This is a genomic window from Nostoc sp. CALU 546, assembly GCF_048836525.1.
The window spans coordinates 1-25,201 of record NZ_JAWJTF010000005.1; the positions used below are offsets into that span (position 1 = coordinate 1).

At 41.7% G+C, this 25,201-nt stretch carries 26 protein-coding genes and 1 pseudogene; 6 read left to right on the forward strand and 21 right to left on the reverse strand.

All coding sequences use genetic code 11. The features are described from left to right. Positions 1-126: 126 nt before the first annotated feature. Entirely contained in the window at positions 127-1,896 is a 1,770-nt protein-coding gene (pyk, locus tag RRG12_RS03675; protein WP_069069144.1) for a pyruvate kinase, read from the reverse strand. Between the two features lie 380 nt (positions 1,897-2,276). Between pyk and crtR the strand changes: the two genes are divergently transcribed. After that, the gene (gene crtR, locus RRG12_RS03680) at positions 2,277-3,167 is read left to right on the forward strand and encodes a beta-carotene hydroxylase (protein ID WP_069069165.1); all 891 of its coding nucleotides are present in this window, start codon (positions 2,277-2,279) and stop codon (positions 3,165-3,167) included. 21 nt (positions 3,168-3,188) lie between these two features. Here crtR and RRG12_RS03685 read toward each other — a convergent pair whose 3' ends face one another. Both RRG12_RS03685 and RRG12_RS03690 read right to left on the reverse strand, forming a co-directional pair. Then, a complete protein-coding gene (locus RRG12_RS03685) occupies positions 3,189-3,515 on the reverse strand; it encodes a DUF5615 family PIN-like protein (protein ID WP_420758397.1) in 327 nt (108 codons plus the stop codon). Further along, positions 3,499-3,723 carry a DUF433 domain-containing protein gene (locus RRG12_RS03690; protein ID WP_420758398.1) on the reverse strand — a complete coding sequence of 75 codons (225 nt, stop codon included), beginning with the start codon at positions 3,721-3,723 and terminating at the stop codon, positions 3,499-3,501. The genes RRG12_RS03685 and RRG12_RS03690 overlap by 17 nt, the downstream gene beginning before the upstream one ends. 67 nt (positions 3,724-3,790) lie before the next feature. On the opposite strand from RRG12_RS03690, the gene RRG12_RS03695 reads away from it, so the two are divergent. Next, positions 3,791-4,072, forward strand: coding sequence for a fatty acid desaturase (locus tag RRG12_RS03695; RefSeq protein ID WP_420758483.1), 282 nt, complete (start codon positions 3,791-3,793; stop codon positions 4,070-4,072). Positions 4,073-4,194: 122 nt separating this feature from the next. Here RRG12_RS03695 and RRG12_RS03700 read toward each other — a convergent pair whose 3' ends face one another. From RRG12_RS03700 to RRG12_RS03735, 8 genes and pseudogenes are all read right to left on the reverse strand, one after another. Beyond that, positions 4,195-5,982, reverse strand: coding sequence for a diguanylate cyclase domain-containing protein (locus RRG12_RS03700; protein WP_420758399.1), 1,788 nt, complete (start codon positions 5,980-5,982; stop codon positions 4,195-4,197). A gap of 9 nt (positions 5,983-5,991) precedes the next feature. Further along, positions 5,992-6,972 carry an ABC transporter substrate-binding protein gene (locus RRG12_RS03705; protein ID WP_420758400.1) on the reverse strand — a complete coding sequence of 327 codons (981 nt, stop codon included), beginning with the start codon at positions 6,970-6,972 and terminating at the stop codon, positions 5,992-5,994. Between the two features lie 93 nt (positions 6,973-7,065). Further along, a pseudogene (locus RRG12_RS03710) lies at positions 7,066-7,218 on the reverse strand (type II toxin-antitoxin system VapC family toxin); the annotation flags it as partial. A 151-nt stretch (positions 7,219-7,369) separates the two neighbouring features. Continuing rightward, a complete protein-coding gene (locus RRG12_RS03715; RefSeq protein ID WP_420758401.1) occupies positions 7,370-7,585 on the reverse strand; it encodes a hypothetical protein in 216 nt (71 codons plus the stop codon). Positions 7,586-7,620: 35 nt separating this feature from the next. Beyond that, on the reverse strand, positions 7,621-8,166 hold the full coding sequence (locus RRG12_RS03720; protein WP_420758402.1) for a DUF6756 family protein: 546 nt from the start codon (positions 8,164-8,166) through the stop codon (positions 7,621-7,623). A 98-nt stretch (positions 8,167-8,264) separates the two neighbouring features. Beyond that, positions 8,265-8,678, reverse strand: coding sequence for a chorismate mutase (aroH, locus tag RRG12_RS03725; protein WP_069074115.1), 414 nt, complete (start codon positions 8,676-8,678; stop codon positions 8,265-8,267). A 102-nt stretch (positions 8,679-8,780) separates the two neighbouring features. After that, entirely contained in the window at positions 8,781-9,602 is an 822-nt protein-coding gene (gene sppA / locus RRG12_RS03730) for a signal peptide peptidase SppA (RefSeq protein WP_420758403.1), read from the reverse strand. Between the two features lie 554 nt (positions 9,603-10,156). Further along, positions 10,157-10,453, reverse strand: a complete 297-nt coding sequence (locus RRG12_RS03735; protein ID WP_069074117.1) for a hypothetical protein — start codon at positions 10,451-10,453, stop codon at positions 10,157-10,159. Positions 10,454-10,986: 533 nt separating this feature from the next. On the opposite strand from RRG12_RS03735, the gene RRG12_RS03740 reads away from it, so the two are divergent. From RRG12_RS03740 to plsY, 4 genes are all read left to right on the forward strand, one after another. Then, entirely contained in the window at positions 10,987-11,781 is a 795-nt protein-coding gene (locus tag RRG12_RS03740) for an MlaE family lipid ABC transporter permease subunit (protein ID WP_069074118.1), read from the forward strand. A 160-nt stretch (positions 11,782-11,941) separates the two neighbouring features. Continuing rightward, positions 11,942-12,328 carry a DUF3119 family protein gene (locus RRG12_RS03745; protein WP_069074119.1) on the forward strand — a complete coding sequence of 129 codons (387 nt, stop codon included), beginning with the start codon at positions 11,942-11,944 and terminating at the stop codon, positions 12,326-12,328. A gap of 137 nt (positions 12,329-12,465) precedes the next feature. Then, on the forward strand, positions 12,466-13,737 hold the full coding sequence (locus RRG12_RS03750) for a DUF3086 domain-containing protein (RefSeq protein ID WP_420758404.1): 1,272 nt from the start codon (positions 12,466-12,468) through the stop codon (positions 13,735-13,737). A gap of 293 nt (positions 13,738-14,030) precedes the next feature. Continuing rightward, on the forward strand, positions 14,031-14,711 hold the full coding sequence (gene plsY / locus RRG12_RS03755; protein ID WP_420758405.1) for a glycerol-3-phosphate 1-O-acyltransferase PlsY: 681 nt from the start codon (positions 14,031-14,033) through the stop codon (positions 14,709-14,711). A gap of 57 nt (positions 14,712-14,768) precedes the next feature. On the opposite strand, the gene RRG12_RS03760 is transcribed toward plsY, so the two are convergent. The 10 genes from RRG12_RS03760 to RRG12_RS03805 form a co-directional block, all read right to left on the reverse strand. Then, positions 14,769-15,026: a hypothetical protein gene (locus RRG12_RS03760; RefSeq protein ID WP_420758406.1), complete on the reverse strand. Its 258-nt coding sequence runs from the start codon at positions 15,024-15,026 to the stop codon at positions 14,769-14,771. Between the two features lie 63 nt (positions 15,027-15,089). Beyond that, positions 15,090-15,329 carry a hypothetical protein gene (locus RRG12_RS03765; protein ID WP_069074123.1) on the reverse strand — a complete coding sequence of 80 codons (240 nt, stop codon included), beginning with the start codon at positions 15,327-15,329 and terminating at the stop codon, positions 15,090-15,092. A gap of 608 nt (positions 15,330-15,937) precedes the next feature. Next, a complete protein-coding gene (locus RRG12_RS03770) occupies positions 15,938-16,513 on the reverse strand; it encodes a hypothetical protein (protein WP_069074124.1) in 576 nt (191 codons plus the stop codon). 37 nt (positions 16,514-16,550) lie between these two features. Beyond that, positions 16,551-18,167 carry a hypothetical protein gene (locus RRG12_RS03775; RefSeq protein WP_420758407.1) on the reverse strand — a complete coding sequence of 539 codons (1,617 nt, stop codon included), beginning with the start codon at positions 18,165-18,167 and terminating at the stop codon, positions 16,551-16,553. Then, positions 18,164-18,868 carry a hypothetical protein gene (locus tag RRG12_RS03780; protein WP_069074126.1) on the reverse strand — a complete coding sequence of 235 codons (705 nt, stop codon included), beginning with the start codon at positions 18,866-18,868 and terminating at the stop codon, positions 18,164-18,166. The genes RRG12_RS03775 and RRG12_RS03780 overlap by 4 nt, the downstream gene beginning before the upstream one ends. A 50-nt stretch (positions 18,869-18,918) precedes the next feature. Next, the gene (locus tag RRG12_RS03785) at positions 18,919-19,743 is read right to left on the reverse strand and encodes a hypothetical protein (RefSeq protein ID WP_069074127.1); all 825 of its coding nucleotides are present in this window, start codon (positions 19,741-19,743) and stop codon (positions 18,919-18,921) included. Positions 19,744-19,934: 191 nt separating this feature from the next. Further along, a complete protein-coding gene (locus RRG12_RS03790) occupies positions 19,935-20,984 on the reverse strand; it encodes a hypothetical protein (protein WP_420758408.1) in 1,050 nt (349 codons plus the stop codon). An 86-nt stretch (positions 20,985-21,070) separates the two neighbouring features. Continuing rightward, complete coding sequence (locus tag RRG12_RS03795) at positions 21,071-21,901, reverse strand: hypothetical protein (RefSeq protein WP_069074129.1); 831 nt, start codon at positions 21,899-21,901, stop codon at positions 21,071-21,073. A gap of 215 nt (positions 21,902-22,116) precedes the next feature. After that, positions 22,117-24,864, reverse strand: a complete 2,748-nt coding sequence (locus tag RRG12_RS03800) for a hypothetical protein (protein WP_069074130.1) — start codon at positions 24,862-24,864, stop codon at positions 22,117-22,119. Further along, positions 24,818-25,189: a hypothetical protein gene (locus RRG12_RS03805; protein ID WP_069074131.1), complete on the reverse strand. Its 372-nt coding sequence runs from the start codon at positions 25,187-25,189 to the stop codon at positions 24,818-24,820. The genes RRG12_RS03800 and RRG12_RS03805 overlap by 47 nt, the downstream gene beginning before the upstream one ends. Positions 25,190-25,201: the final 12 nt, after the last annotated feature.

The window sequence follows — 25,201 nt, forward strand, 5'->3', positions numbered from 1 at the left end:
TGGTCATTGGGCATTGGGCATGGGTCATTGGGCATTGGTTATTAATTCTCCTCCTCCTGTCCCCCTTACCCCCCGCCCCCTGCCCCCTGCTCCCCAGTCCCCAGTCCCCAGTCCCCAATCCCTAATCTAAGACGTTCTCACCGCCCCAGAGTAAATCAAACCCCGTTGTAGATCCAGGGTTATAATCGCCCCATCCCGAATCGCCTGGGTTGCCTGCTTCACGCCAACAATCACTGGTACACCAAGACGTAAACCAATTACTGCTGCGTGACTTGTGAGACTTTCATCTTCCGTAATAATTCCACCAGATTTACGAATTGCCTCGACAAAATCGGCACTAGTGCGCGGTGCAACCAATATGTCTCCGGGATTAAAGTTACTCACATCCATGCCAGTATTTGCCACCCGTGCGCGACCACTCACTGAACCTTGTCCTAGTCCAATTCCGTGACCTAATACCGCCGTCACCACCTCTACTTTAATCAAATCTGTGGAGCCGGAAATTCCCTGGAGTGTACCCGCGGTCATCACGACTAAATCTCCCTCAGACAGTAACTTAAGCTCCTGAGCCACATTGATCGCAGCTTGAAATGTCTGACCTGTGGAAGGTAATCCTAGTACCAACAGCGGTTTTACTCCCCACACCATCTGTAGCTGCCGCGCCACATTCACATGAGGCGTCACTGCTAAAATCGGTGTTTGGGGACGGAACTTAGAGACATTACGAGCTGTTGCCCCAGTTTGCGTTAGGGTCATGATTGCTGCTGCGCCTAGTTGTTCGGCAATTTGACCGACAGCTTGACTAATCGCATTAGGAATAGAGCGCCGAGCATCTCTGACAGAACGTAAGTTTAAGTGTTGGGATTCTTCCTGCTCCATACGTTCGGCAATTCGTGCCATCGTCGCCACTGCTTCTACAGGAAAGCTACCCACAGCAGTTTCATTGGAGAGCATCACCGCGTCTGTGCCATCTAAAATCGCATTTGCCACATCCGACACTTCAGCGCGGGTGGGACGGGGATTGCTCACCATGCTATCTAACATCTGAGTAGCTGTGATGATGGGAATCCCCAAGCGATTTGCTGTGGCAATTAACCGCTTTTGAAGTACGGGAACATCTTCTGCGGGTAATTCCACCCCTAAGTCGCCTCTGGCAACCATTACGCCATCACACAAAGCCAGAATCGCCTCCATTTGTTCGATTGCTTCGTGCTTTTCAATTTTGGCCACTACTGGCACTTGCTTACCTGTACTGGAAATTAGTTCTTTAATTTCGATCATGTCCTGCGGATTGCGGACAAAGGAAAGTGCCACCCAATCGACACCTTGATCTAGACCAAACATCAGATCCTCTCGGTCTTTGTCGGTCATTGCCTTAATTGACAGGTAAACGCCGGGAAAGTTTACGCCTTTGTTGTTAGAAAGTTTACCAGGTACGGTGACGCGACAATGTAAATCACCTTTGTCCCGATTAATCTCCTCTACAAGCATTTCTACTCGTCCATCATCGAGGAGAATTTTTGCACCAACTGGGACTTCTTCGGCTAAATAATCGTAGGTGACGCAACTAATTTCCTGCGTCCCTACTATTGGACGATTTGTCAAGGTGAAGCGATCGCCTTTTGCCAAAACTATAGACCCGTTGTCAAACTTCCCCAAGCGAATTTTTGGGCCCTGCAAGTCTTGAAGAATAGCCACTGGCTGATTTAATTCAAAAGCGGTTTGCCGAATTAAGCGAATACTACGCTGATGGTCGGCATGAGTTCCGTGGGAGAAGTTTAGCCGCAGCGTCGTGGCTCCCGCTTCAATAATTGCCTTGAGCATTTCAGGACTGCTAGTGGCGGGGCCAATAGTAGCGACAATTTTTGTCCGGCGCAGAGAATCTCTTAATTGCATAGGGGCTGAAGTTAGGGAGCTATCTGGGAAGTCATCGTAACTTAAGTGGCATCTCCTTTTCAGTCACTGCTATATCAATAAGATATAAACAGTTAGAGAGGGTTTATGGGAGAGTGGGGGCTGTGGGATAGACTAGATATAGTACATCAATCTTGTATCCATCCTCCCAACGAAAGAGTTTATCCCATCAACTTTTTGCCAATTGTCATACCCCACTTATCAGTAAAGATTAGTTCTTGTCTGGAATCATAGCGTTATTCATCTACTGATATGCAAAGCTGTGGATAAATATTGCTATACAAAAAGTTACAAAACTTTATTGTTCCCTAATATTTATCGTATATTCGTAATGTTTGATTAAGAAGGAGTCAATGTTAGAGATGATCACATCGGAGGCACAAAAGCCACTGACAATCCCACCCAAGGAATTTTTAGCGCCTCCTGGTGATTTTAATCCCACGCTACTGCTGTTTTTGGTAGCTGTAGCAATGCTGGTGTTATCTAACTTTGGTTACTGGCTTTGGGAATGGCCGCACTGGCTGTGCTTTAGCGTTAACACCCTTGCCTTGCATTGTGCTGGAACAGTAATTCATGATGCCTGTCACCAATCAGCCCATCGCAACCGGGTAATGAATGCGATGTTAGGGCATGGCAGTGCGTTGATGCTAGCTTTTGCTTTTCCAGTATTTACGCGGGTGCATTTACAGCATCATGGTCATGTCAACCATCCTAAAGACGACCCAGATCATTATGTCTCTACTGGTGGCCCACTATGGTTGATTGCAGTGCGTTTTTTGTACCATGAGGTATTTTTCTTTCAACGGCGACTGTGGCGTAAATATGAGCTATGGGAATGGTTCATCAGCCGCTTAATTGTTGGTGTAATTGTTTATATCTCAGTGCAGTACAACTTTTTGGGTTACATTCTGAATTTTTGGTTTATACCAGCTTTTGTGGTGGGGATAGCCCTGGGATTATTTTTTGACTATTTGCCCCATCGTCCTTTTGCGGAGCGCGATCGCTGGAAAAATGCTCGCGTCTACCCAAACCAAGTTCTCAATATTCTGATTATGGGACAGAATTACCACTTAATTCATCATTTGTGGCCTTCGATTCCTTGGTATAATTACCAACCTGCATACTATGTTATGAAGCCCCTCTTAGATGAAAAAGGATGTTATCAAACTTCAGGATTGTTACAGAAAAAGGACTTTTTTGAGTTTGTTTATGACATTTTTTTAGGAATTCGGTTTCATCACCAAAAAGAATAGAGTTGTTGTGTGAAGCTCACGTCAAAAATCCCCGATTTCAACAACCATACCCGGAGCGATCGTTGCTAAGACACTGCGAACACTGGGTATCAATGGAAGTAAATCAGGCAGACGATTACTAGATGCCACCAGAACAACGACCGCAACTCCAGCCTCTTGCAAGTTTTGCTGATATCGTAAGTTTTGGTCTGTTGTTAGGAGAATCGTAAAACTCTCTTGGATCATCAGTTGCAACAGTTCGCCATTCTTTTTGCCTGACCATCCCATTTCCACAACTGTGCGTACCTCATAATCAGTAAGTTCACGCCTTAAGGGTCGTGGAACACACTCATCAAGCAGAATTCGCATAGGCGGTTAGCATTTCCTTTGCTAATTCGAGAGCGGCGATCGCTTGCTCACGGCTGACACTGGGAAAGTGATCTAAAAACTCATCCAGTGAGTCACCTGCTTCTAGATAATCAAGCAAGGTTTTTATCGGCACACGAGTACCAATAAAAACAGGCGTTCCCCCCAATATATCGGGGTCGCTATGAACAACACGCGATGTGGATGTCATATAGTTAGTATGCGTGCGACAGAATACTTTCTGATCCTAACTCTCGTCGTCTCAGAAATCTCAGCATATATTTTATTATCCTTTCGCGGAGCGCGATCGCTGGAAAAATGCTCGCGTCTACCCAAACCAAGTTCTCAATATCCTAATTATGGGACAGAATTACCACTTAATTCATCATTTGTGGCCTTCGATTCCTTGGTATAATTACCAACCTGCATACTATGTTATGAAGCCCCTCTTAGATGAAAAAGGCTGTTATCAAACTTCAGGATTGTTGCAGAAAAAGGACTTTTTTGAGTTTGTTTACGACATCTTTTTAGGAATTCGGTTTCATCACCAAAAAGAATAGAGTTGTTGCATAAAGCGATGTCTAGATTGATCTGCGCCAACGCGTCAAAAATCTCTGATTTCAACAACCACACCCTGAGCGATCGCTGCTAAAACACTGCCAAGACTGGGTATAAATGTAAATCAGCCAAACGTACAATAGCGATCGCGCCCCTTTTGTTTGGCATTGTACAGTGCTTTATCGGCTGAAGCGATGAGTGTATCTGGTTTAATGTCGCAAATGGGTATGACACAAGTAATACCCAAACTAACTGTGACGATATCCTTGACATCAGACTGTGCATGGGGAATGGACTGAGCGTAAATTGCTTGCTGAATATTTTGTGTTACTTTGATTGCTCCTGCTAAGTCAGTATTGGGAAGGAGTACCGAAAATTCTTCTCCTCCATAACGTGCTACTAGATCACCAGGACGATTAACTATTTGTTGCACTGTTTGCGCTATTCTGATTAGACAATAATCGCCTTCAAGATGACCATAGCAGTCGTTGTAAGATTTGAATTGATCAACATCGAATAAAATCAGTGACAGGGGTTGTTGTTCTCTTGCAAGGCGTTTCCATTCTGCTTGCAGTCGTGCATTGAAGCAGCGACGGTTAGCTACCTGAGTCAAACCATCTAGATTTACCAGTTGTTCTAGTTTAAGATTTGCATCTTCTGCTGTTTCTTTAGCAACTACTAACTCTGCTGTTCTCTCTTCTACCCTTTGTTCCAAAGTTTCCAAAGATGTTTGTAACTGAAGTGCCATGTTGTTAAACGATTTCGCCAGTTGACCTATTTCGTCTTTTGAGCTAATTTTGGCGCGGATATCTAAGTTACCTGCGGTAAATTGGAAAACTATATTCGTAAGGTAAATTATTGGTTTTGTTAGCAGTTGTCCAATGGCAAAAGCGATAATTGTCACTACTGAAGCAATAATTGCAAATAGAAACATTGCGTCACGAATTTGCTTTTCTACAGGTGCTAGGGCAACAGCAAGGGGTTGTGCGAACAACACAGACCAAGGTTTATATTTTAAATGAGCGATCACAATCAGATTAACCTGATTACCTGTTGCTGACAAAGATGCAATTAAATATGACTGTTTATTATCTAATGCTTGCTTAAGTTTTGACTCATTAGTTGCCACTTCTTTGAGAGGAGAATTAAGCAAATGCCCTTTCCTTTGTAGTTGAGTTACAACATCTAAAGGCAGAGGCACAATTGATTTAAAAAGTAGTTTTGGTGCAGTGCTATGTGCCAGATAAATATTATTTTCATCTAAAAGAATAGCAAAGGATTTTGCCCCAGCCCGTTCAGTTTGTCGAGTTACTAACTGCTGGACAACAGTAGCATTGTATGAAACACGCAATACACCCAATATATCTCCCTTGGCATTGCGAACCGGACTGCTAAAAAACAGGGTAACAAGGTCAGGAATTGTTGGCGATCGCTTCATGCTAGAAACAAAGGATAACCCTGTTTGCAGTGGTTTTTGAAAATAATCTTGAACTGATTCATCTTTGCCAATGTTCGATGTATGTGTATCCAATACATTTTTCCCGCTTAAGTCGAGCAAAGCATAAGAGAGAACATTGAGCATATCTTTGCGACTGAGACGAATTAATGTTTCTATCGCCAATTGCATTTCGGGGCTGTCATCTCGCTGTTTTGGAGTTAGGCTGAGGTAGCGTGCCGAACCTGGTAAAATCGCCTCTACACGCACGGCATTGAGATTTCCATCAATAAAGGCATCTATTCTGTTAGCAGTTTCGTTAGCCGCCGCAGATAGGGCTTGTCGGGCGTTTTCAGTTAGTGCTTTTTGAGTTGTCTGTTTGTTGATAAATGCCAATAACAGCAACGGAATCAAAGCAACAATCAGAAACGAGGCGATCAACTTTGTACGGATGCTGCCCAAAAAAGGCTGCTGCATGGCTCTAAACTAGGAAGGAGGGTTCAAGAAGGAAGAATTAAACAAACTTTTTAGCTCAGGAAGGCGTGTCACGTTTCCAGAGCGAATAAAAAAGTCTGCATATATCTTGGCAGTTTTGTAGATAGAGTTAGGGTTGCCAGATTGAAATAATTTTTGATTTTCAGCTAAATCAGTTAGCTTTACTCCCTCCAGAGAGAGTGTATTGTTAGGAATTTTTAAGGCTTTGCTGACGATCGCGTTTCCTTCCTGAAGATTTGCCCTCCAATAGGTTGCGGCTTGCAGCCATCCTCGCACAAATGCACGAACGTCTTCGGGGCGATCGCGGATTGTATCATTGCGAAAGATAATCATATCTAAAATCAAGCCAGGGGTTTGTTTGCTGGTAAATAGGATATGTCCCCCAGATTTAATAGCTTCAGAAAGATGGGGTTGCCAAGTGTGTCCGGCTTGAATAACATTATTTTTAAGGCCTTGAGGAATTTCTAAAGCCTCTAATTTAACCAATTTCACATCATCGCTGGTGAAGTTGGAACTTTTCAACATCTCAGTCACGAAAAGTTCGCTAAAACCGCCTAGATTTGCACCTAGCTTTTTCCCTTGCAAGTCAGCGACAGTTTTTATTTGTGGTTGGGCGACTACTACATCTGCTCCTGTTGATTCATCTATAACCAGCACGCCTTGTATATCAGGATTTGTGGCACTCAAGATAATAAAACTTCCCAAGGACGCTGTAATACCATCATACTTACCCGCACTGAAATTTGCTCTTTCCAATTGGGTGTATCGTTTATAAGTTAGTTCAACATCTACACCTTGGGCTTTGAAGAATCCTTTTTCTTGAGCAATGATGCCTGGATACTCTCCAATAAAAGATGCAAATTGCACTTTCAAGGGAGGGCGTTTAAATTCGGTAGGTGATGAAGTATGACAAGCAAATAGCAAACAGGCGGTAATGAGAAAAATACTAATATATCTGAGTAGTTTAAACAAAGTTAGCTTGCTGAACAGATACTTTAATATAGAAGCAAATACAACATCTTGTTATGGAAGCTTTAAGCTTTGCATTTGGGAGGAGTCAGCTATTCACACAGAACGCCAATTTTCGATTTGCAAGTTAGGTACTCTTTGAAATTCTCGGACATTAGATGTCACCACAATATGATTATTGATTACTGCGGTGGCTGCTATAAGTACATCATAAGCACCAATAGGTGAACCAGCTAATTTAAGAAATGCATATCCGAAAATGGGTCGTTTCAGCCTTTTATTAATCATTCTTCGATAGTCATCTGTAGGGGTTTAGCATTGTACTTTACCCCTACGACAGACGTGCTTTTTCAAAGAATCCATATTTGGTATTTTCTGTCAATGCGTAAGTCCTAGATAATTAAAATTCTATTTCGCTCGGTGGTATTAGTTCTTCTCGATATGATTCAAAGATAATACTTTCTTTTATACCTGAATATTGCATGATTATTTCTGGCCATTGGCTGGGTTTAGTTCCTAGGAAGGTGACAAACACTAAACTTTCAGTGATACCTTCTGGTGTTTCAGCTAATTCAATTTTGCCGTTTTTATAAATTCCTTGAATTGTTTTTAACATATAGCTGAATAGTACTTTATGATAAATGCGATCGCCTAACCAATGATTTTAGAAGTTGTTTGAAACCTATCAAGATGAACCGATTTGATATTTTCACGATTTGATTTTAAGTATTCTATCTTTTCAGTCATAGACTGCCCAACACCAATCAATATCCCGTGACGATCTTCACCCAGTAGCCACTCAAACTTCTTCGAGACTATGTAATATTCAAACCCGTACATTTCTCCTATTAGGTCGGCAATTACCGCGATCTCACCCTCATAGAGCCAAAAATTACCATGCTGTTTAGTTCTTTTCCAGTCTTCAGCCACAAACCACACTGTTTCTTCTAAAGGTACAAGTTCTTTCAAAATGTCAGGTGCATATTCGAGATGAATTGAGCAAGACGGTTCTTTGAATGAACTCCACCAGTAGGAATAATTTAGTCCTTTTTTACCCAAGGTTGTGAATCGCTCAAGAGTTGACACCAATATCTCTTCGTATTCATGAAGGCTAACTAACCTGAAATCATCGGAAGAAAGGTTTAGCGTTTTTATGGCTTCTTCAATATCTACTCTGAAATCTAAGCGTTGAGCCATAAAATTTACATCGCTCTAATACCAATTCTCTACAAATGATGACGATTATTTCCCTTGGCGTTCTTAGCGACTCGCTTTTATTTATTAATCTCGGTATTTTACACCTTTGACTTAACTGCTGGCTGTGATGTTTGTAAAGACTGAGGCAAACTCCAGTCGGGGCGCAAGCTGGCGGCGTTGCGTAAATAAATATGATGAATTGAGGCGGAGGCTGGCAGATAGGCGTGGATTAAGAACCGAATGCAGCGCTGTAAGCTGCCTTCGACGTGCATTTGCTGCACATCCAACATGGCCACATTATCCCAACCAGGACGCGCTCTGGCGATCGCAGCTGGGAAAATAGCATCCAAGTCGCGTGTCACTGAGAAAGTAACACTAATAATATCCCTGGGCTGGAATTGATTCCGGTTTTCTAGTTCATCTAGTAGTTCTGTAACTACCTCTTGAATTACCTCAACAGTATTTTCTGAAGCGGTTGTTGCTCCGCGAATAGCCCGCATTTGCCAGTCCACGCCAAAATCCTCCTGAAAACATAAAAGTTAGGAGTTAGGAGTTAGGAGTTAGGAGTTAGGAGTTAAAACTCTCAACTTCTCACTCATAACTCCTAACTCATATTAGGGTCGATATAACCACAACGGTAAACCACTAGTAGACATTTCAAATTCGAGCCAATCAATACCAGCCCCAATTCCTGATGAAAACTGACGACTCCCTGGTAGAAGACGACTCAATAAGGGTTTACGTTCTTCTAGGGTATAGCAGAGAGTTTTTTCCGGATCAAGTCCGACTAGTTCTGCTGTCCAGCGGCGGGCATCTTCTTCTGTGCCCAGGCGGTCTACAACACCTAACTCTAGGGCTTGCTGTCCAGTAAAAATCCGACCATCGGCGAAACTTTTCACAGCTTCTACTGTTAAAGAACGGCCATCTGCTACCGTTTGGACAAACTGCTGATAACTTGTGTCAATCAACTCTTGCAGAATATTTTCTTCTGGTTGAGTAAGTTGCCGGTCGAAAGACAATATGTCTTTGTAAGGGCCAGACTTAATTACCTTGAAGGAAACACCGATTTTTTCTAGCAAGCGTTCTAAGTTATTCCCACGCAGAATCACGCCAATACTACCCGTAATCGTACCTGGGTTGGCGACGATGTATTCGGCTCCCACGCCGATGTAGACTCCTCCAGATGCCGAAATATTCCCAAAGCTAGCGACGATTTTGATTTTTTCGCGCAAACGCTTCAGGGCGCTGTAGATTTCTTGGGAATCTCCGACTGTACCGCCAGGACTATCGATCCGGAGCAATAATGCCGGAAACTTTTTTTCTTCTACAGTTTTCAGGGCTTCTAGGACGCGTTTGCGAGTAGCACCGGCGATCGCACCAGTAATTTCAATCCGCGCAATTTGTTTTCTAAACTTGGGCTTAAACGGCCAAATCATGAGCTGTCAACATACCTCGTAATAAATTCAATATAAGATGCCCAACGGTCAGACGCCCTGTTTTTCTCTGTTAAGAAACATGAGCCGGGATTGTGTTCATCATAATTTTAAGGAAATTTTTATATTTTTCAGTGAGTTTTATTTTGATATTCTCGATGAATGCTAATCAAGTCCTTAAAGATTGTAGCTAACACAAAATACTAAACTCTAGTTTAGCGTCCAACGTGATGAATTAGTACAGACTATTTTAGCTTTTTTACGGAATTCAAAATTTCAAACCCCTTCGGATTATAACTTTTTAACTTTTTGAATATTTTTGAATATTATTTTACTACGGTCAAACACCCATACTAGTTGTTAGTAATTAATAACTAATAACTAATGATTAATAAATATTTCATCAATAAATTTGGTACTCAATTTAATTCATAAAGTTTTACTCAGCAACACTAATCTCTATTTAGGTTAAGACCAGTAGTACTTTCACTGTCGGGAATATCACTTTTTCTTATCTTCTACAGCCCATGAGCGCTTTACAAAGCTATTTTCACTATTTATGAATCTATTCGTAATATTTGATACCGATAACAAACGTACATATCAAACAGTGCTCCGACGAAAGCACAGGTCAAACTAATTACAACTAATCCGCGGAGGGGAGTTCCACTGCCAAAGGTGGCGAGAAAATGGATAATCTCAGTAGCGATCGCCTCAGTTAACTCTTGTAAGCCAGGGAAGTGACCCATGAGGAATAGAAAGAGCAACCCACCGCCAACGAGGAACATGGGAGCGACAAAACTAAAAATGATCGTCAGTAGTAGAGAGCGGAGAAAGTTGGTGAAAATAGTCATTTAAGACAAACTCCGTGAGTAGAGATGACAAGAGCTAGATAGCGGTTTGTCAATTTCTACAATACGTGCGATCGCTCCTAAGCAGACAATCTGTCAAGAATCTTAAGTTTTCATTAAAAGAAGCGGCTACCAGTTACAGCACATGCTGGGGATATAAAAAATGACTGAAATCTGAAAAAACCTTGCAAAACCAAGATTCTAGCCAAGGTTAGCACCTATTTATTCCTCTGTAGCACGTTTAGTAACAGCTTTATTTTCTGAGAACATCTTTAATTTAAGTTAATGTTTAGCCTGATCCGGAGAGTGGTGAAGAAGCAGGGGAGCAGGGAGCAGGGAGCAAGGGAAAAGAGTTTTCTCCTCAGCAAGAGCAGCACCCTGCCCCTCTGCCTCTTTTCAATGCCCATTCCCCATTCCCCATTCCCCATTCCCCATTCCCAATTCCCCATTCCCCATTCCCCATTCCCCATTCCCCATTCCCCATTCCCCATGACTTCCGCTATTCTTAAGGCAGTTACCGAGTTAGCTACAGAACATTGAACCAGACTACATCCAAATCCAGTTTAGGGGAATGGAGTCAGCGGCTGCTGGCGGCGATTTTTCTGGGTGGGCAAGTACTAGTTCACCTATTGAAGGGCAAAATCCATCGGCGCAACACCTTAGAACAAATGGCAGCAGTTGGGCCAGATTCCCTATTTATTGCCCTGTTGACGGCTATTTTCGTTGGCGCGGTGTTTACCATTCAGGTGGCACGGGAATTTATCAACTTTGGTGCCGGAAACATTATCGGCGGAGTGCTTTCTATAGCGTTGACACGAGAACTCGCTCCTGTGTTGACAGCAGTGGTTTTGGCGGGACGAGTCGGTTCTGCCTTTGCAGCAGAAATTGGTACTATGCGAGTCTCAGAACAAATCGATGCCATGTTGATGTTAAAAACAGATCCAATCGATTACCTGGTTATCCCCCGCGTTCTTGCTTGCTGTTTAATGCTACCAATTTTAACCCTCCTGTCTTTGGTAACAGGGATGTTCGGAGGATTAATAATTGCGACAAATATCTACAACCTGTCTGATACGGTATTTTTAGACTCAGCCCGTAGCTTTCTTGGAATCTGGGATATTTTTAGCGCCATGATTAAGGCGTGTTGCTTTGGTATTTTAATCGCCGTAATTGGTTGCAGCTGGGGATTGACGACAACAGGAGGAGCCAAAGGTGTAGGACAGTCAACTACAACCGCTGTTGTAACTGCCTTACTAATTATATTTGTTAGCAACTTTTTTCTTTCTTGGTTAATGTTTCAGGGGACTGGCAGTGCATTCTTAGGCTTATAAAACTAATCAGTTAGGAGTTAGGAGTTATTAGTTAAAACTCCTCACTCCCCACACTTCCCACACCTCCCACACTATGAGTGAGAAATCCGGGCTAACTCCTGCCTCCTGCCTCCTAAAATAGGATAGATGCCTCCTACTAAATAAAGCAGGATTTAAGACTGTGACCAGTTCATTTGCTCCTAGCTCCACATCAACCGTGCAACTCAAGCCTAGTTACAATATACCGATAGTCTTGGTGATTGCCGCTATTCCACTACTGTTGGTACAACCGTTGGTAGGCTTAGTTTTCACACTGTTTGGTTTGTTTCTCATGTTTCAGGCGTTAACGCTGCGGTTGCAATTTACCGCCACCGACTTAGATATTTATAGAGGCGAAAAATTAATTCGGCGCTTTCCCTACCAAGAATGGCAAAACTGGCGGATCTTCTGGAATGGAGTCCCCATTCTGTTTTACTTTAAAGAAATTAAAAGTATTCACTTTTTGCCGATTTTATTTGATCCCAACACCCTGAAAAGTTGCTTAGAACAACGTTGTCCGCGTATTTAGTGCTGAGTACCATCTGTGCTGAGTCGTTTTGATCTAAACTCATAACTCAGCACTCATAACTCAGGACTTTTATGGCAGGTCAATTGTAATATTTCTGAAAGCTATTTATTCGCGTCATAGGAATTACACTATTGTTTATGAACCCAGAGGCATCTCAAACCCCAGAACCAATTGATGAGCGGTTGGCAGAAAAACAAGAAGAGAACAACGCAGTTGAAAATACAGAAAATCCATCTGTTGAGTCAGTGGTAGAAATAGCAGCCAGTAGCTCATCAGAGGACTACACAACTTCTGAGCCACTCATTTCCAATGCAGAAGTGGTAAATTCTACAGAGCTAACAGAAAATTCAAATGGCGAGTTTGTAGCGCAGTTAGAAGCGGAAAATGTCGCACTGGGGTCTGAAATAGGATCAGGAAATCAATCATTATATGCCGAAGCAGAGCAGCGAGTGGCAGAGTTGCAGAACGCTGAAGTTGCTCTCAAGGAAGAAATAGCCAAGCTGCAAGCTTCTTACGAAAGCCTTAAGGCACAGGTGAGTGAAACTCAAACCTCACTGGGACGACTTGTACAAGAGTCGCTGTTGCAGTTAGAACAACGCAAACAAACCCTGCAAATTTCTGTAGAACAACTAGAACGCCGTCAAGAACGTATCCGCAACGAGATGCGAACCACTTTTGCTGGTACATCCCAAGACTTGGCAATTCGGGTGCAGGGTTTTAAAGACTATCTCACGGGTAGCTTACAGGATTTGGCCTCTGCTGCCGAGCAGTTGCAACTGACGCCAAGTGTGGTAGAACGAGAAAAACCACCTGTAAAAGAGGCTAAACCAGTTGAATCTCAACCTGGAATACCCCAATTTGCCCAACAGCAGTTTCAAGATACTACAAAGCAAATTCGCCGCTTAATTGACCAATATCGCAATAAACCGGATTATTACGGCCCACCGTGGCAACTACGCCGTACCTTTGAACCAATCCACGCTGAACGAGTTTCTAACTGGTTTTTTACCCAAGGGGGACGGGGTGGTTTACGGACAATGGGTAGCCGTTTGCAGAATATCCTAATTGCTTCATCTGCGATTTCGATATTACACAAGCTGTATGGCGATCGCGTCCGTACTTTAGTCTTAGCTAATACACCAGAGCGATTAGGTGAATGGCGGCGCGGCTTACAAGACTGTCTGGGAATCGGTCGCCCTGATTTCGGCCCAGACCGGGGTGTGGTATTATTCGAGGCATCTGATGCTCTGGCTCAGAAAGCAGACCGATTGACGAAAGCCAATCAACTACCCTTAATTATCATTGATGATTCAGAGGAGCAAATCAGTTTGTCTCTGCTGCAATTTCCTTTGTGGTTAGCCTTTGCTCCTGACCCCAAAACAGTGAGAAACTATGATGATGACTTTTAATTTGTCATTTATCATTGGTCATTTGTCATTAGGCAAAACAGTTTTCCGTTAGTGGTAGCGGAGTGTTGAGCTAGTTCCTAATTTTGAGTAAAAAGTTATACCAATTTAAAAAAAGAATGCGGCAAATACACCATTTGTAGAGACGCGATTCATCGCGTCTTGACCCAAGGATATATTGCAATCATTAATTGAATTGGTATTAGACTCAGCACTCTGCACTCCTAAGAATCATTGGTCAAGAGGTATTACTCTTGACTTTCTTAAATTTTGAATTTTGAATTTTGAATTTTATTATGGCTATTTGGTTAACTCTATGCGGGGCAATTGTAGTCATAGCTTACCTGCTGGGTTCTTTTCCCACTGGCTACATTGCTGTGAAGCAGTTAAAAGGTATTGATATTCGGGAAGTTGGTTCAGGTTCCACTGGCGCAACTAATGTACTAAGAACCTTGGGAAAAGGGCCAGGAGCATTCGTTTTAGTACTTGATTCTTTGAAGGGAGTATTAGCGATCGCTCTAGTTTACTGGTTGTTCAATTTTGCCTCTAGTCAAAATTATATCCCCCCAACGGTAGATGTAAACTTGTGGCAACCGTGGATAGTAACTTTAGTTGGGTTAGCTGCCATCCTGGGACACAGCAAATCAATTTTTTTAGGCTTTACTGGTGGTAAATCTGTTGCTATTAGCTTAGGAATTTTATTAGCAATGAGTTGGCAGGTAGGTTTAGCAACAGCAGGTGTGTTTGCCGTCGTTGTTGCTATATCAAGGATTGTCTCTTTGAGTTCAATTGCAGGTGCGATCGCAGTTTCCATTTTCATGGCACTTTTGCATCAACCCTTACCCTATATTCTGTTTGGAATTGCCGGCGGACTATATGTGATTTTGCGCCATCGCACTAATATTGAACGGCTGCTTGCTGGTACTGAGCCAAAAATTGGGCAAAATGCAACGACAGAACCAGAACAAACTGTATGATTGTCCAACCGCAAATAGATATGTTTTTTACCCCTGTGCTTTGTCCAGGGGTTTAGTTCACGAATTAACTTTGCCTTTAATTAAACGGTGGAAAAGGCGGCAAGGCCACAAAAAAGCTCCACAAACACTTACTGAGGCGATGGCTGCCACAACTCGCCAACTCGAACTAGACCCAGTGTTAGACTCTGAAGGATGAGCTTGTGTGCTTTTAGCTAGTTCTGGGATTGAATGAGATAGCTGACTGGCTGTACTCACCCCTTCAATCGCTGCTCCAATGAGATAAGCTACTAGGGCAATTACTAGCCAGTGATTCATAATATTCCACTGTTTGAACTCTGGGCGTATGCTTGATGGTGAGCAATCACCTGGTTTCTCGTACTAATGATTGCCGCCTTGCCCTAAAGATAATCGACCTTCAGCCGTATCGCGAATTAGGGGCAGTTTAGATTTTATATAAGTATTGAGGGTGCTATCTGCTTGAGCATCAAGCACTTGTTTAGCTTTTAACTGATGGAGGAGCAATTGTACTAAAGCAGCATCGTCAAATTGGAGCAGAGTGCTAACCTGGGTAGACTCTATTACAGCCCAAAGCTGTTGCATCATTTTTGCAGTTACCATGAGTCTGTAACCTCTTAAGCTTTTCTTTATATTTACACAAGTTTGAGATTTGTGGTTAGTTTTTATCTGAAGATTTATAAAGATAGAAGCTGGAATGGCGTTTTTTAATTGATTGAACTAGGCACTGGGGATTAGGGATTGGGAAGATTTGAATGGGGATTCAGATCCCAACCAAATCTTAATACTTCTCTACGAGACGCTTTAAAATAATTTCTTCCCCAATCCCGGAGCGCAAGACTTCGGCGCTGCAAGTCGGAGAATTCTGAGCATGACCTGTTGAAATACAACAATCACTACTTCCTGGAAAAAGCCCTAATGCAGACATAGGTAGGCATTAGCGCTTTTTGTAGAGGGGAAACTTTAGTGGTTGCATTGAGTAATTTTGCCAGAAGTTTATAAGAAGAATTCAGAACTCAGGAGCGGAGCCGGAGACGTTTCCGTTAGCTCCGGTCAGAAAACAGGTATGAATTCTGTACGAGTGGGTGACGAATATTGGTTAAAAGCGAGTCGAATAGTGGGCGAAAAAATTAAAATATTCTCGCCTTAAAACTCTATCTCTTTATGGGTAGAGTATTCTGTATTCTGTATTCTGTATTCTGACTCCTGTTTTATTGTGAACCTCTTATACAAGAAGTTTCTTGACCAGAAGAATCAGGAAAAACTGCTAAAGTATGATACCCAGGGCTATCTGTTCCATATATCACTCGAAAAGTATACAACTTGTTTTTACCTTGCCCTTCGGTAATAACTGTTAAAAGTGTATTGCTAGTATTTGGAAGTCCTGGAATGTTGAGTTTCTTAATTCGTCTGAGTTGAATTACATTCGCTGCGGAGTTTTTACAATCTCCAGCACTAGTATTAGGTTTTGGGCCAAATTGCATACATACCGGCCCATCAAAATCCATAGTTACCTGTGATGGATCGTTTAACCAAACTTTTTTAATCACTTCTCCAGCTGTAATAAAGCTCAAGTTTGTTCCTTGCTGATACGAAACATCAATCGTCGGTATTACTCCCCCTAAGCCTTGTGCTTGGCAGGAAAATATGGAACGCAGAACGGCGTTATTAGCCACAGCGCGACCTACCACTAAGAACATAGCAACCGAGAAAGTGAAGGAAGCTATCGGTAGGAAATAAGAAGAACGTTCTGGGGTATTTCCTGACAATTTAGTATTCTTTTTCATGGTTGCAAATATCCAAAATTGGTATCAATTCTACCTGCTAAAACTGAGTTGGTTGATTAACGTATATTTCAACATTTGTGCCAGCGGGTAAAAACCAAATATTAGTTTGTTGTGACATTTGGGCGATCGCTTGTTGATTACGTTGGGCAATTTGGGGTACTACAGAGTTCAAACCACCTTCCACAATCCCGGCTGGAAGGTCGCGTCTGTTCTTAGTGACAGTAGTAAGAGTTGTGCTACTACTGGTGTTGCCGTCAACGGTAGTTTGTGAAGTAAGTGGTTGGAGTTCAGTATCACTACGATTTATTAACTCTGCGGCTTTGCCAATACCTCCCAACACGAATAACCCTATATCCATTGAGGCTATAGACGAACTTTGACCAGGAAATTTATTTGCAATTAAAGGTTTACCTTGGGAACCGCGAAGAATAATTGTATTGTTGGGTAAGCTTCGTTCTGTAACGTTGCCATCATTTTGCGAGATAACTTTGACTACGTTCATCTGCAAAAGACCTTGTTCGGAGAGGGAACGAATTTCAGCGAGTAATTCGGTGTTTGCAGGTAGAGCGATCGCACCATCTGTAGATTTTAATGGTTCTTTCAATCGGATCACAAAGACATTTTTATCTTCACCTCCCTCACCACCACCGCCTGATCTAGTAGTTTCCCCAAATATTGCTGTCGCCAACACACCTTTGGCACTACTCCCGATTGGTACAGACTTCTGTCCCTGCGGTTGCGCTTGACTGACTACAGGAGTTTCTGGTTGTGGGGTTTGCTCAGGATTGGGGTTTGGTGTCTGTTCTGTCTCTTCCTGGGGCTGCGTATTGTTTAAAGGTTCAGGAGCCGCTGCTATATTACTGGGTTGATCGGTGGCATTTACTTGACCGTAGCTACCTAACTTTGCTAGTCTTGTCCACTCTTCAAGTGGGCTTGGTGGAGGTGGTGGAGTTATATTGACTACCGGTTGAGTGGTTGGTCTCACAGCTGTCACAGCTGGTAGTTGGGGTGATACAGAAGGTTGATAAGTAGGTACTCTAACGATGCGTTCAACTGGTGCTGGCTGAGGCACGTAAGCTGTTGGTGGGGGTGTTGGAATCACTGTCTGTCTACCTCTGGAAGAAACTGACGGTTCTTGTAAGGCTACTTTAGGTGTAGTTTTGGCAATTCTCAGCTGTTGTTGAGCAGCTTTTACCATCTGTGCTTGTTCAGTCAGGGCTAATTTCGTTTTGAGAGTATCTACTTCAGCTGCTAGCTGCTGAGATATAGATTCATCAGTGGGCTGCTCACGCACTGGTGGAGAAACAATATTTTTTGGCTTTTGACTACTGCTACCCATCAGTTGGGATAAAAACACACCACCCACCAAAACGATCGCTAAGGTAGCAGCCCCTACCAAGCCTAACTTTGCAAAGGGATTAGATGAGAGTGCTTGCTTAGTTTGAACTTCTTGTGGAAGAGATAGCGACTCTGGCGGCGTTGCAGAGTCTTCTGAACCTTGGGTATCGGTAGAAGAAGATTCTTCTTCAAAGCCGACCAACCTTGACATCCGTGATTCCCAATCTAAAGATTCTACTTCTGGTTGGCGATCGTCGGTGGTGAGAGTAAATCCATTTTGGGGAGGCGTTTCGGCAGGAATTGAGTATCGAGTCATGGTAGAGCTTGGTTGGGATTTCCAGAACAATTTTTATCTTGGATTTCACAGACATTATAAATTTCTAGTCTGGCTTCACCAAGGCGATAAGCTGCGAAGTACGACGGTAGGGCTGCATTTGGTAGTGAAGTTGCTGGTTCATCTATGGCTCTAACTAAAATTTGTTTATTAAAGGAAACTGATTTTCCCAACTTATCATAACTGCTAAAAGTTAATTGATTGGCAAGCATCTCCACTTTCCATGTCCCATCACCTATTTTTGTTGGTTGGGAAATTTTTTGGATTACTAATACATTCTCTGCTCCTCTGTTAATATTTTCAAATTGGCTATCTGGATTTAAATTAGTAAGTTCTGATTTAAGTTTTTGTTTAAAATCATCAGCTACAAGTTGGGAAGTAATTTCCCAGACTTGAGTTGGCGGCTGTTGCTGTGACCAGGTGAGCATTAAGCTCATAGTTTCACCCACAAAACGGCGAATAGCCTCTGGTTGTCGTTCTAAATTTGGTTGGGGGTCTACGGTTATAGTGCGACCATCAACAAGTTGCACTAAACTTCGAGGTGTGAGTTGCTGACTTAACTGTTGTAACATAGACCAGTGAAATATTAGTAACACCAAGGTGAATAGATGTAAACCAAGTGTTACTACTGCCAACAGTGGTAAGGGACTATTTTTCTTATTCTCTGGTTTAAGTAATTGCATTAATACTTGATTATATAAATTGAACTATCTTCAAATTAAGTAGAAATCGATTATCTGATAAAACTACCAGATGTTTGCCCAGTTCCGCATTGTTTGGATTTATCTTCGTTGAGGTTGTTGTAGTCGTCTAGCAAACATAAGTTACGAATTTCATAAATTTCTAATTTATCAGCACGTACACTATATATTGCTTTTTGCAAGTCTGTACCATTGTTGGCTTGGGGATTACCAAAATAATCTGCTGCACGTACAAGTAAATCTTTGTTAAAAGGAGTTATGAGTTTTTCACCACCAACTCGGTTTCTTTGAATTAAGTCGGCTACCATACCTACTCGCCATTTACCTGGTGCGATTTCTTTTGGTGGATAAAGTCTCTTAATTACTAATTGTGATGTCATTGCTTGGCTGGGATTTTCAGAGAAAACTTCTGGTGGTGTCATTTCTGCAACTGTGCTTAAGAAACTTTTGCGAAAGTCTTCTGAGAAGGCAAAACTAGCTACCCAACTGCTAGTACTAATCTTTTGACTACCACCTTGAGGTGTACTAATCAGAATTCCTAAATCTGATTTGGGGTTTGCGACTTCTTCAATAGTTTGTGGTGGTAAGGTTCCAGACCAGCTAAACATTGATATCATCGTTTTGCTGATGAATCGGCGAATTGTTTCTGGTTCTCTTGCTAAATCATCAATATTAGCTACTGGTTGACCGTCGATTAATTGTACAAAGTTGGGAGGTTTTCTTAAACTGAGTTGGCGAATATTTAGCCCTTGTAATATAAATAAAAATAAAACTAATATATGTAAACTAAAGGTTGCGATCGCAAAAATTGTCAAAACACTTCCCGTTTTTTGTCTTTTTTCTAGTAAACGCACCATTTCATCATCTCCTCCTGCGAAAAACTTCAGCTATTATATATGATGATTTCCATATAGTCAGCAGTCAGGAAACGAGCCAAATTGAAGAAGAATTTAGAATTCATAATTCAGAATTCCGGAGTCAGAATCAAGACGCTATAATCCTTTTTTTGAGCGATGAATAACTCACTACAAAAATTATACCTAGCTACTTATATTCTCTCCTTTACTAAAGAAGCCGTGTTGCTGATAGCACTGAAGACAGCAAAACCGCCAGCAGCAGCCACAATTAAAGATAAAATTGGTGCTAAAATTCCCAGAAAAATAATGAACCACATCAAATCTGGATCAACATTAGCATTTTGACCTGGCCCATTGACAATAACTGCGGCAGTCAGCACAGCAATAATATTGAATGAAATCTTGGCGATTCCAATAGATAAAAATCCAGTCAGCCATGCAAAAATTGGTTTACCAGCGACAGGGAGCAAAGAACTACCTACGGCCAGTGGGCCTAATGCTGCTATCAGCAACATAGTAGCTTCTATCAAATTCTGGAAGGCATATTGTAAGGAAACTAAAAAGTTTTTGATGCTCGTTTGAACTGTAGAACCTAACAAAGAGTTAAATGAGGTTTCTGATACAATTCCAGTGCCATATCTGATGTTATCTACCTTAGTTTGGAGTCTAACTATCCAGTTTTTATTTCCATAAGTATCTCTATATTTCTGCCAGAGAATGTTGACTTTTTCGGCAGCCTTGACAAAGCATTGACTTTGTTGTTCGCCAGTTAGTGATTGACAAGGACGAAGCAAAGAACCAGCTACTTCTTCAGCAATACTCATATTCAGTGCTTGCTGGTACATTTGCTCTGCATCTGCTGTTACCAATACTTGCTGATTTACAGTGTTTAAAAAATTCCGCACTCCCAGCGTCAGATTAGAAAGTATACTTCCATTGCCTGAATTACTTAAGAGCACTACCACAATAAAAGGCCAAATTAAAGCTGATATGGGACGACTATATTCGTAGGATATTAAGTCTCTGAGGAATTGTATCATAAAAAATAACAGGGTTCCTACTGCGAAAAAAATACCCAGATTTGTCAGCGCTCCATACAAATTATTACTGGTGTTATTTTGTAATAAATCCAGCCATTGTTTATCCCAACCTTCGGCAACACTTTGGGAAGTTGCAGTACCATTATCGAGAATCTGGTCAATGCCTACTTGGGCAAAAATTAGTTGAATAGCAAGTTGCATTTTGAGTTAATGGGCTGTTTTTTAGATTTCCTGTTGAAGGATTTTAAACAATCTATGGAAAAATGAGAGTTTTTTATCCTCAAATTCTACTTGTTAACTTTTCTGCCAAACAAATCTAGTTGAGAAGTTGCTCGTAAAAGTCGTGCGGCTTCTGTAGATGTTTCTACTCTCCGGGCGCGATTTGCCTCTTCTGTCTGTTGAGAAATGTTTGCTAAATTTAAATTAGAATATTGCAAAGACTGATTAGTTTGTAATGACTGAGCGAATGTTTCAGCGACAATTTTCGATTGTTCTTGTTGGATTTTAATGGTTTCTTGGTTAGTGGTTAGCAATGCTAATACCCCCTGACCTAACAAGTTGTCAGCAAGACTTATTACTTGTTTAACTGTTCTGTCAATCTGAGTACTTTCCAGTTGATTCTTAAAGCGATCAATCTGGTTATCAACATCATTTGAACCAGCAATATCTTGCAGGCTTCTCTCTGTATTTTCTAACTTAGTTTTTGTCCGAATTTGTCCATTTTCACCGAGAACACCTACCGCTACTCCACGGGTAATGACACGATTTAGTTCATTACTAACTAAATTTCCCCGCACTGCTGCATTATTCTCAAAGCGGTTTGATCTAGAGTCTGAATTAGAAGAGTATAGAATCAAATTATCACGAACATTTTTTCCCGCAGCGACAGGGTTAGGTATGTTCAATTCTCCTTTAGAATTACTCAGAGCATTTTGACTCTGGACTTCTACAGGCTTTAAATTTTCGCTCAGATTATATTGAAGATAGTTTTGCAAATCTGTGGAATATGATTGAAAATCAGTCCAAACCTGACCTAATCCACCCGTCTGAATTTGTGCCATTCCTGGTAGTATTGCCAGGGATAGTAAGGTGAAAGTAAAAATGGTAGTTTTTTTCATACATTTGTGCCTGAAAAGGTAGACGACATGATGTAGTGAGTCACAGAATTTTAGATTTTGGATTTTGGATTTTGGATTGTTTCTTTAGTCCAAGCAACACTGCTATGCCTCCTATAAAATCTAAATTACTCAGCCTGTTTCTTGCAGTCAATCTAAAATCTAAAATTTAAAATCCAAAATTCTGTGACTCACTGTTAACTACTTACAAAACCCGATTAACTACTACGTAGATTCGCGACTAACTGACGTGCAAATGCAGAAATTGCTTCATATTTATCACTGTGAAGTTGCATCATTTGGCTACGTGCAGTTTGTTCATAGGGATTATTTGCAACTGCTGCTAATTGTTCATAACCTGGATAGTAACGGCAGAATGTATAACTACCGTTATCATCTAGTAGCCATTGGCTATAAACCCCTTCTTTGCGGGGAAAAAAGCTTTCTGAAGCATTACGAGAAATAACTTGGCGGGGATATTTCAAGATGTCTGCAAAACTATCCACTGCAACTGGTTGAATGCGTCCAATCAATCGTGTTGTCAGGTTTTGCAAAATTTTAGATGCAGCTTTAGATCGAGCAATGGTGTCAGGGTCTTGTCCTGATAAGATCACTCTGATACCAGCTTTAGCACCGTTCGCACAAATTCTGCCAACTAAATCAGAAATTTGCTCGAATTCAAACAAAATTGGTGCTTCGTCGATAAAGAATATGGAAGCTGGACTACCTAATGCGCGTCGGAGTGCGGCTGAATAGGCACTTAAGGATAGTACGGCTGCATCTTCACTATCTGATAGGTTTCTGAGAGCAAAAACTAAAAGTTGGGCATCGGTAGGAAAGCTGGATGGTGCAGAAATAGCTTGTCCTACGCGGCTAGAAAGCCAAAAGCGCAAGCGCAACTGAATTTGACTCAGGGCGTCTTCTACTCTGCCTGTTAAAGAACTTAGTTGTAAGTGTTCTGGTGAGCAGAAAGAGAGAAAATCTTTTAAGGTAGGGGTTTTTTGCCAAGCAAGAGTACCAAATCCTGCCGCCATCGCCTGTCGATATCGCTCTTTGATGCCCTCATCTCTAAAGAAGGCTTCTAAAGCGAGGTTGAGTAGCGATCGCACGGTTTGCGATAAAATTTGACTTTCAGTCGATGATCCTAAAACCATTGTCATTAAGGCTGATTCTAGGAAGGCGGTATAATCGTTGAAGCGATCGCGCTGTTGTTCTAGTTCTAGCGATCGCAAATCTGGCTGTTCAAATAAGTTATTCGATTGTTTGGAGATATCAAAATAGGCTCCATTCCCCTCCATAAACTCTGTATAGTCAGTGAATGTAGATGTCCCATCAGGTTTAGGGAAATCTAACGCCACAACCGGAATCCCATGCGCTAAAGCCTGAGTTAAAATCCCGGATACCAACACCGATTTACCAGCACGAGTTGTAGCAAACAAAGCTAAATTTTTGTGTTGATTAAATAAATCTAAATGTACGGGTGTGCCGCCTTCTTCAGCAATCAACTCAAAGCCTTGTCTATCACCCCGTTTAGTTAAAACTAGAGGCATTAATCCGGGAACTTCACTGGTTAAATATAGCTGGCGACGGTTAAAGGGGGTTGCTAATAAACCTTCCCAAACTATGGGTAGAGTTTGCAGCCAGATTTTCCAAGCATATTCAGTTTCTCTAATTACCCTAGCTGGACGCTGAAAACAGTTTTCAATATATCTTGTCGCCTCATCTAATTTCTCTACAGTGGGACGATGTACTAAAATGGCAACACTCGTATAAATCGGGACTGCACCTTCATATAACTGTTCTTGCGCTGCTACCGATTTCTTCAACTTTAATTGAGCGTTGACATCAATAGTTTTACTTTTTTCTTGAGCCAAAATTGTCGTCATATTTGACTGCTTCAGCACTCGTTGCAGGGTAGTTTTCACCACTGCGGGATTTGCGGCAGTCAACTCACAAAAGATTTCGGTATCTACTACTGTTTCTCTAGCTAACAGTTCCCATAAATAGCGCAGTTGGGCAGATTTATTCGGCCAACCTCCGGGTTTTTCCAGAAACGACAGTGCGCCAATATAGCGATTGTTAACATTAACCCAGCGGCGATCGGCACAAGGTACACTAGATTCCATCAGCAAAGTTGTGCCGTGAATATTTTCTAGAAGCAATTTAGTACTAGCTAAATCGGAATTAACTTGCTCATGCAATCCTTGTTCATCTAAAGTCATTAACTGGGGAATATCTATTGGCTGCGTATCATTAAACCTTTTCCAGATATCCCCCCAGAGTTCATTGGCAGTCAAAGGCTTGACATCCAATCCCATTTTGTTAGATAAGATTTGTTCCCAGCGGAGAAAACCCTGATTGTAAGCATTTGTGATCAGTGTTTCAATGCGTTGGTTTTCTACTTCTGAGAGATCACCTTTGAATTTTAACCACCATGATTCAGCTTTGACTAACAGCTTTTCTATCCAATCGTCTGCATGTTGCGAGTTGGATTCAATGGTGTAAGTGACATAAATTCGTAAAAATTTGGGCTTACGAATACCAGAAGTAGTCAGTTCTTTGACTCTGGCTCTCTCTGCCATCAACAAATATTTGATATCTCGTGATGGCGAATTTCTGATTAGAGTTGCTAATTCTTTTTGACGCTCTTTGTCTGAACTAAAAGAACCCAGGTGTAGGGTCATCCTTTCACCAGTAGGGATGTCTTTTAAGCCAGCTTCAATGTTATTGAAAAGCGTATCGATTTGTTCAGGTCTTAAGGTGGTATGAATTCCCTTACAATCAAAACCAAAAACAAAGCAGAACCGATCTTTTTGAGTGCCTTTTGTCAAAAGGTAAGCGCCAATATCGCGTCCATTCATTGCGACACGCAGCATTGTCGCCAAGTGTAAGGCATCTTCAAATGGTGTTAATCTACTTTCACTTCCGGCGACGCCGACGCTTTGTTTTCCGATTTTTTGCTTCATGGTTAACTTCCAGTAAGCTCTGATAACGAGCAAAGCCTCTTGTCCAAGCGGGAACACCAATAAATTTACTTAAAAAACTCCAACTCCTACCACCAGTTAAAATCCACCAAGTTCCTATTCCCCAACCAGTCATTAGTATTGTCCACAACCATTTTTGAAATTCTTCTTGGAAAAGTCCTCCAAAAATTCCATTGATCATAAAATAAGAGGCTAAGGCAATTACCGTCCAAGGAAGAATTTGATCGGCAGGAATTGGCCCTAATGAAGGTTGGCTTCCTAGAACCTGGTTGACTGGACGAAATTCTTGTTCCCGCTCTTGAGACATTTGAAATATCTG

What these genes read in the sequence shown, in the direction of transcription:
- pyk (WP_069069144.1), bottom strand. Translation starts at nt 1,896, where the DNA reads ATGCAATTAAGAGATTCTCTGCGCCGGACAAAAATTGTCGCTACTATT.
- crtR (WP_069069165.1), top strand. Translation starts at nt 2,277, where the DNA reads ATGATCACATCGGAGGCACAAAAGCCACTGACAATCCCACCCAAGGAA.
- RRG12_RS03685 (WP_420758397.1), bottom strand. Translation starts at nt 3,515, where the DNA reads ATGCGAATTCTGCTTGATGAGTGTGTTCCACGACCCTTAAGGCGTGAA.
- RRG12_RS03690 (WP_420758398.1), bottom strand. Translation starts at nt 3,723, where the DNA reads ATGACATCCACATCGCGTGTTGTTCATAGCGACCCCGATATATTGGGG.
- RRG12_RS03700 (WP_420758399.1), bottom strand. Translation starts at nt 5,982, where the DNA reads ATGCAGCAGCCTTTTTTGGGCAGCATCCGTACAAAGTTGATCGCCTCG.
- RRG12_RS03715 (WP_420758401.1), bottom strand. Translation starts at nt 7,585, where the DNA reads ATGTTAAAAACAATTCAAGGAATTTATAAAAACGGCAAAATTGAATTA.
- RRG12_RS03720 (WP_420758402.1), bottom strand. Translation starts at nt 8,166, where the DNA reads ATGGCTCAACGCTTAGATTTCAGAGTAGATATTGAAGAAGCCATAAAA.
- sppA (WP_420758403.1), bottom strand. Translation starts at nt 9,602, where the DNA reads ATGATTTGGCCGTTTAAGCCCAAGTTTAGAAAACAAATTGCGCGGATT.
- RRG12_RS03735 (WP_069074117.1), bottom strand. Translation starts at nt 10,453, where the DNA reads ATGACTATTTTCACCAACTTTCTCCGCTCTCTACTACTGACGATCATT.
- RRG12_RS03750 (WP_420758404.1), top strand. Translation starts at nt 12,466, where the DNA reads ATGAACCCAGAGGCATCTCAAACCCCAGAACCAATTGATGAGCGGTTG.
- plsY (WP_420758405.1), top strand. Translation starts at nt 14,031, where the DNA reads ATGGCTATTTGGTTAACTCTATGCGGGGCAATTGTAGTCATAGCTTAC.
- RRG12_RS03760 (WP_420758406.1), bottom strand. Translation starts at nt 15,026, where the DNA reads ATGAATCACTGGCTAGTAATTGCCCTAGTAGCTTATCTCATTGGAGCA.
- RRG12_RS03765 (WP_069074123.1), bottom strand. Translation starts at nt 15,329, where the DNA reads ATGGTAACTGCAAAAATGATGCAACAGCTTTGGGCTGTAATAGAGTCT.
- RRG12_RS03770 (WP_069074124.1), bottom strand. Translation starts at nt 16,513, where the DNA reads ATGAAAAAGAATACTAAATTGTCAGGAAATACCCCAGAACGTTCTTCT.
- RRG12_RS03775 (WP_420758407.1), bottom strand. Translation starts at nt 18,167, where the DNA reads ATGACTCGATACTCAATTCCTGCCGAAACGCCTCCCCAAAATGGATTT.
- RRG12_RS03780 (WP_069074126.1), bottom strand. Translation starts at nt 18,868, where the DNA reads ATGCAATTACTTAAACCAGAGAATAAGAAAAATAGTCCCTTACCACTG.
- RRG12_RS03785 (WP_069074127.1), bottom strand. Translation starts at nt 19,743, where the DNA reads ATGGTGCGTTTACTAGAAAAAAGACAAAAAACGGGAAGTGTTTTGACA.
- RRG12_RS03790 (WP_420758408.1), bottom strand. Translation starts at nt 20,984, where the DNA reads ATGCAACTTGCTATTCAACTAATTTTTGCCCAAGTAGGCATTGACCAG.
- RRG12_RS03795 (WP_069074129.1), bottom strand. Translation starts at nt 21,901, where the DNA reads ATGAAAAAAACTACCATTTTTACTTTCACCTTACTATCCCTGGCAATA.
- RRG12_RS03800 (WP_069074130.1), bottom strand. Translation starts at nt 24,864, where the DNA reads ATGAAGCAAAAAATCGGAAAACAAAGCGTCGGCGTCGCCGGAAGTGAA.
- RRG12_RS03805 (WP_069074131.1), bottom strand. Translation starts at nt 25,189, where the DNA reads ATGTCTCAAGAGCGGGAACAAGAATTTCGTCCAGTCAACCAGGTTCTA.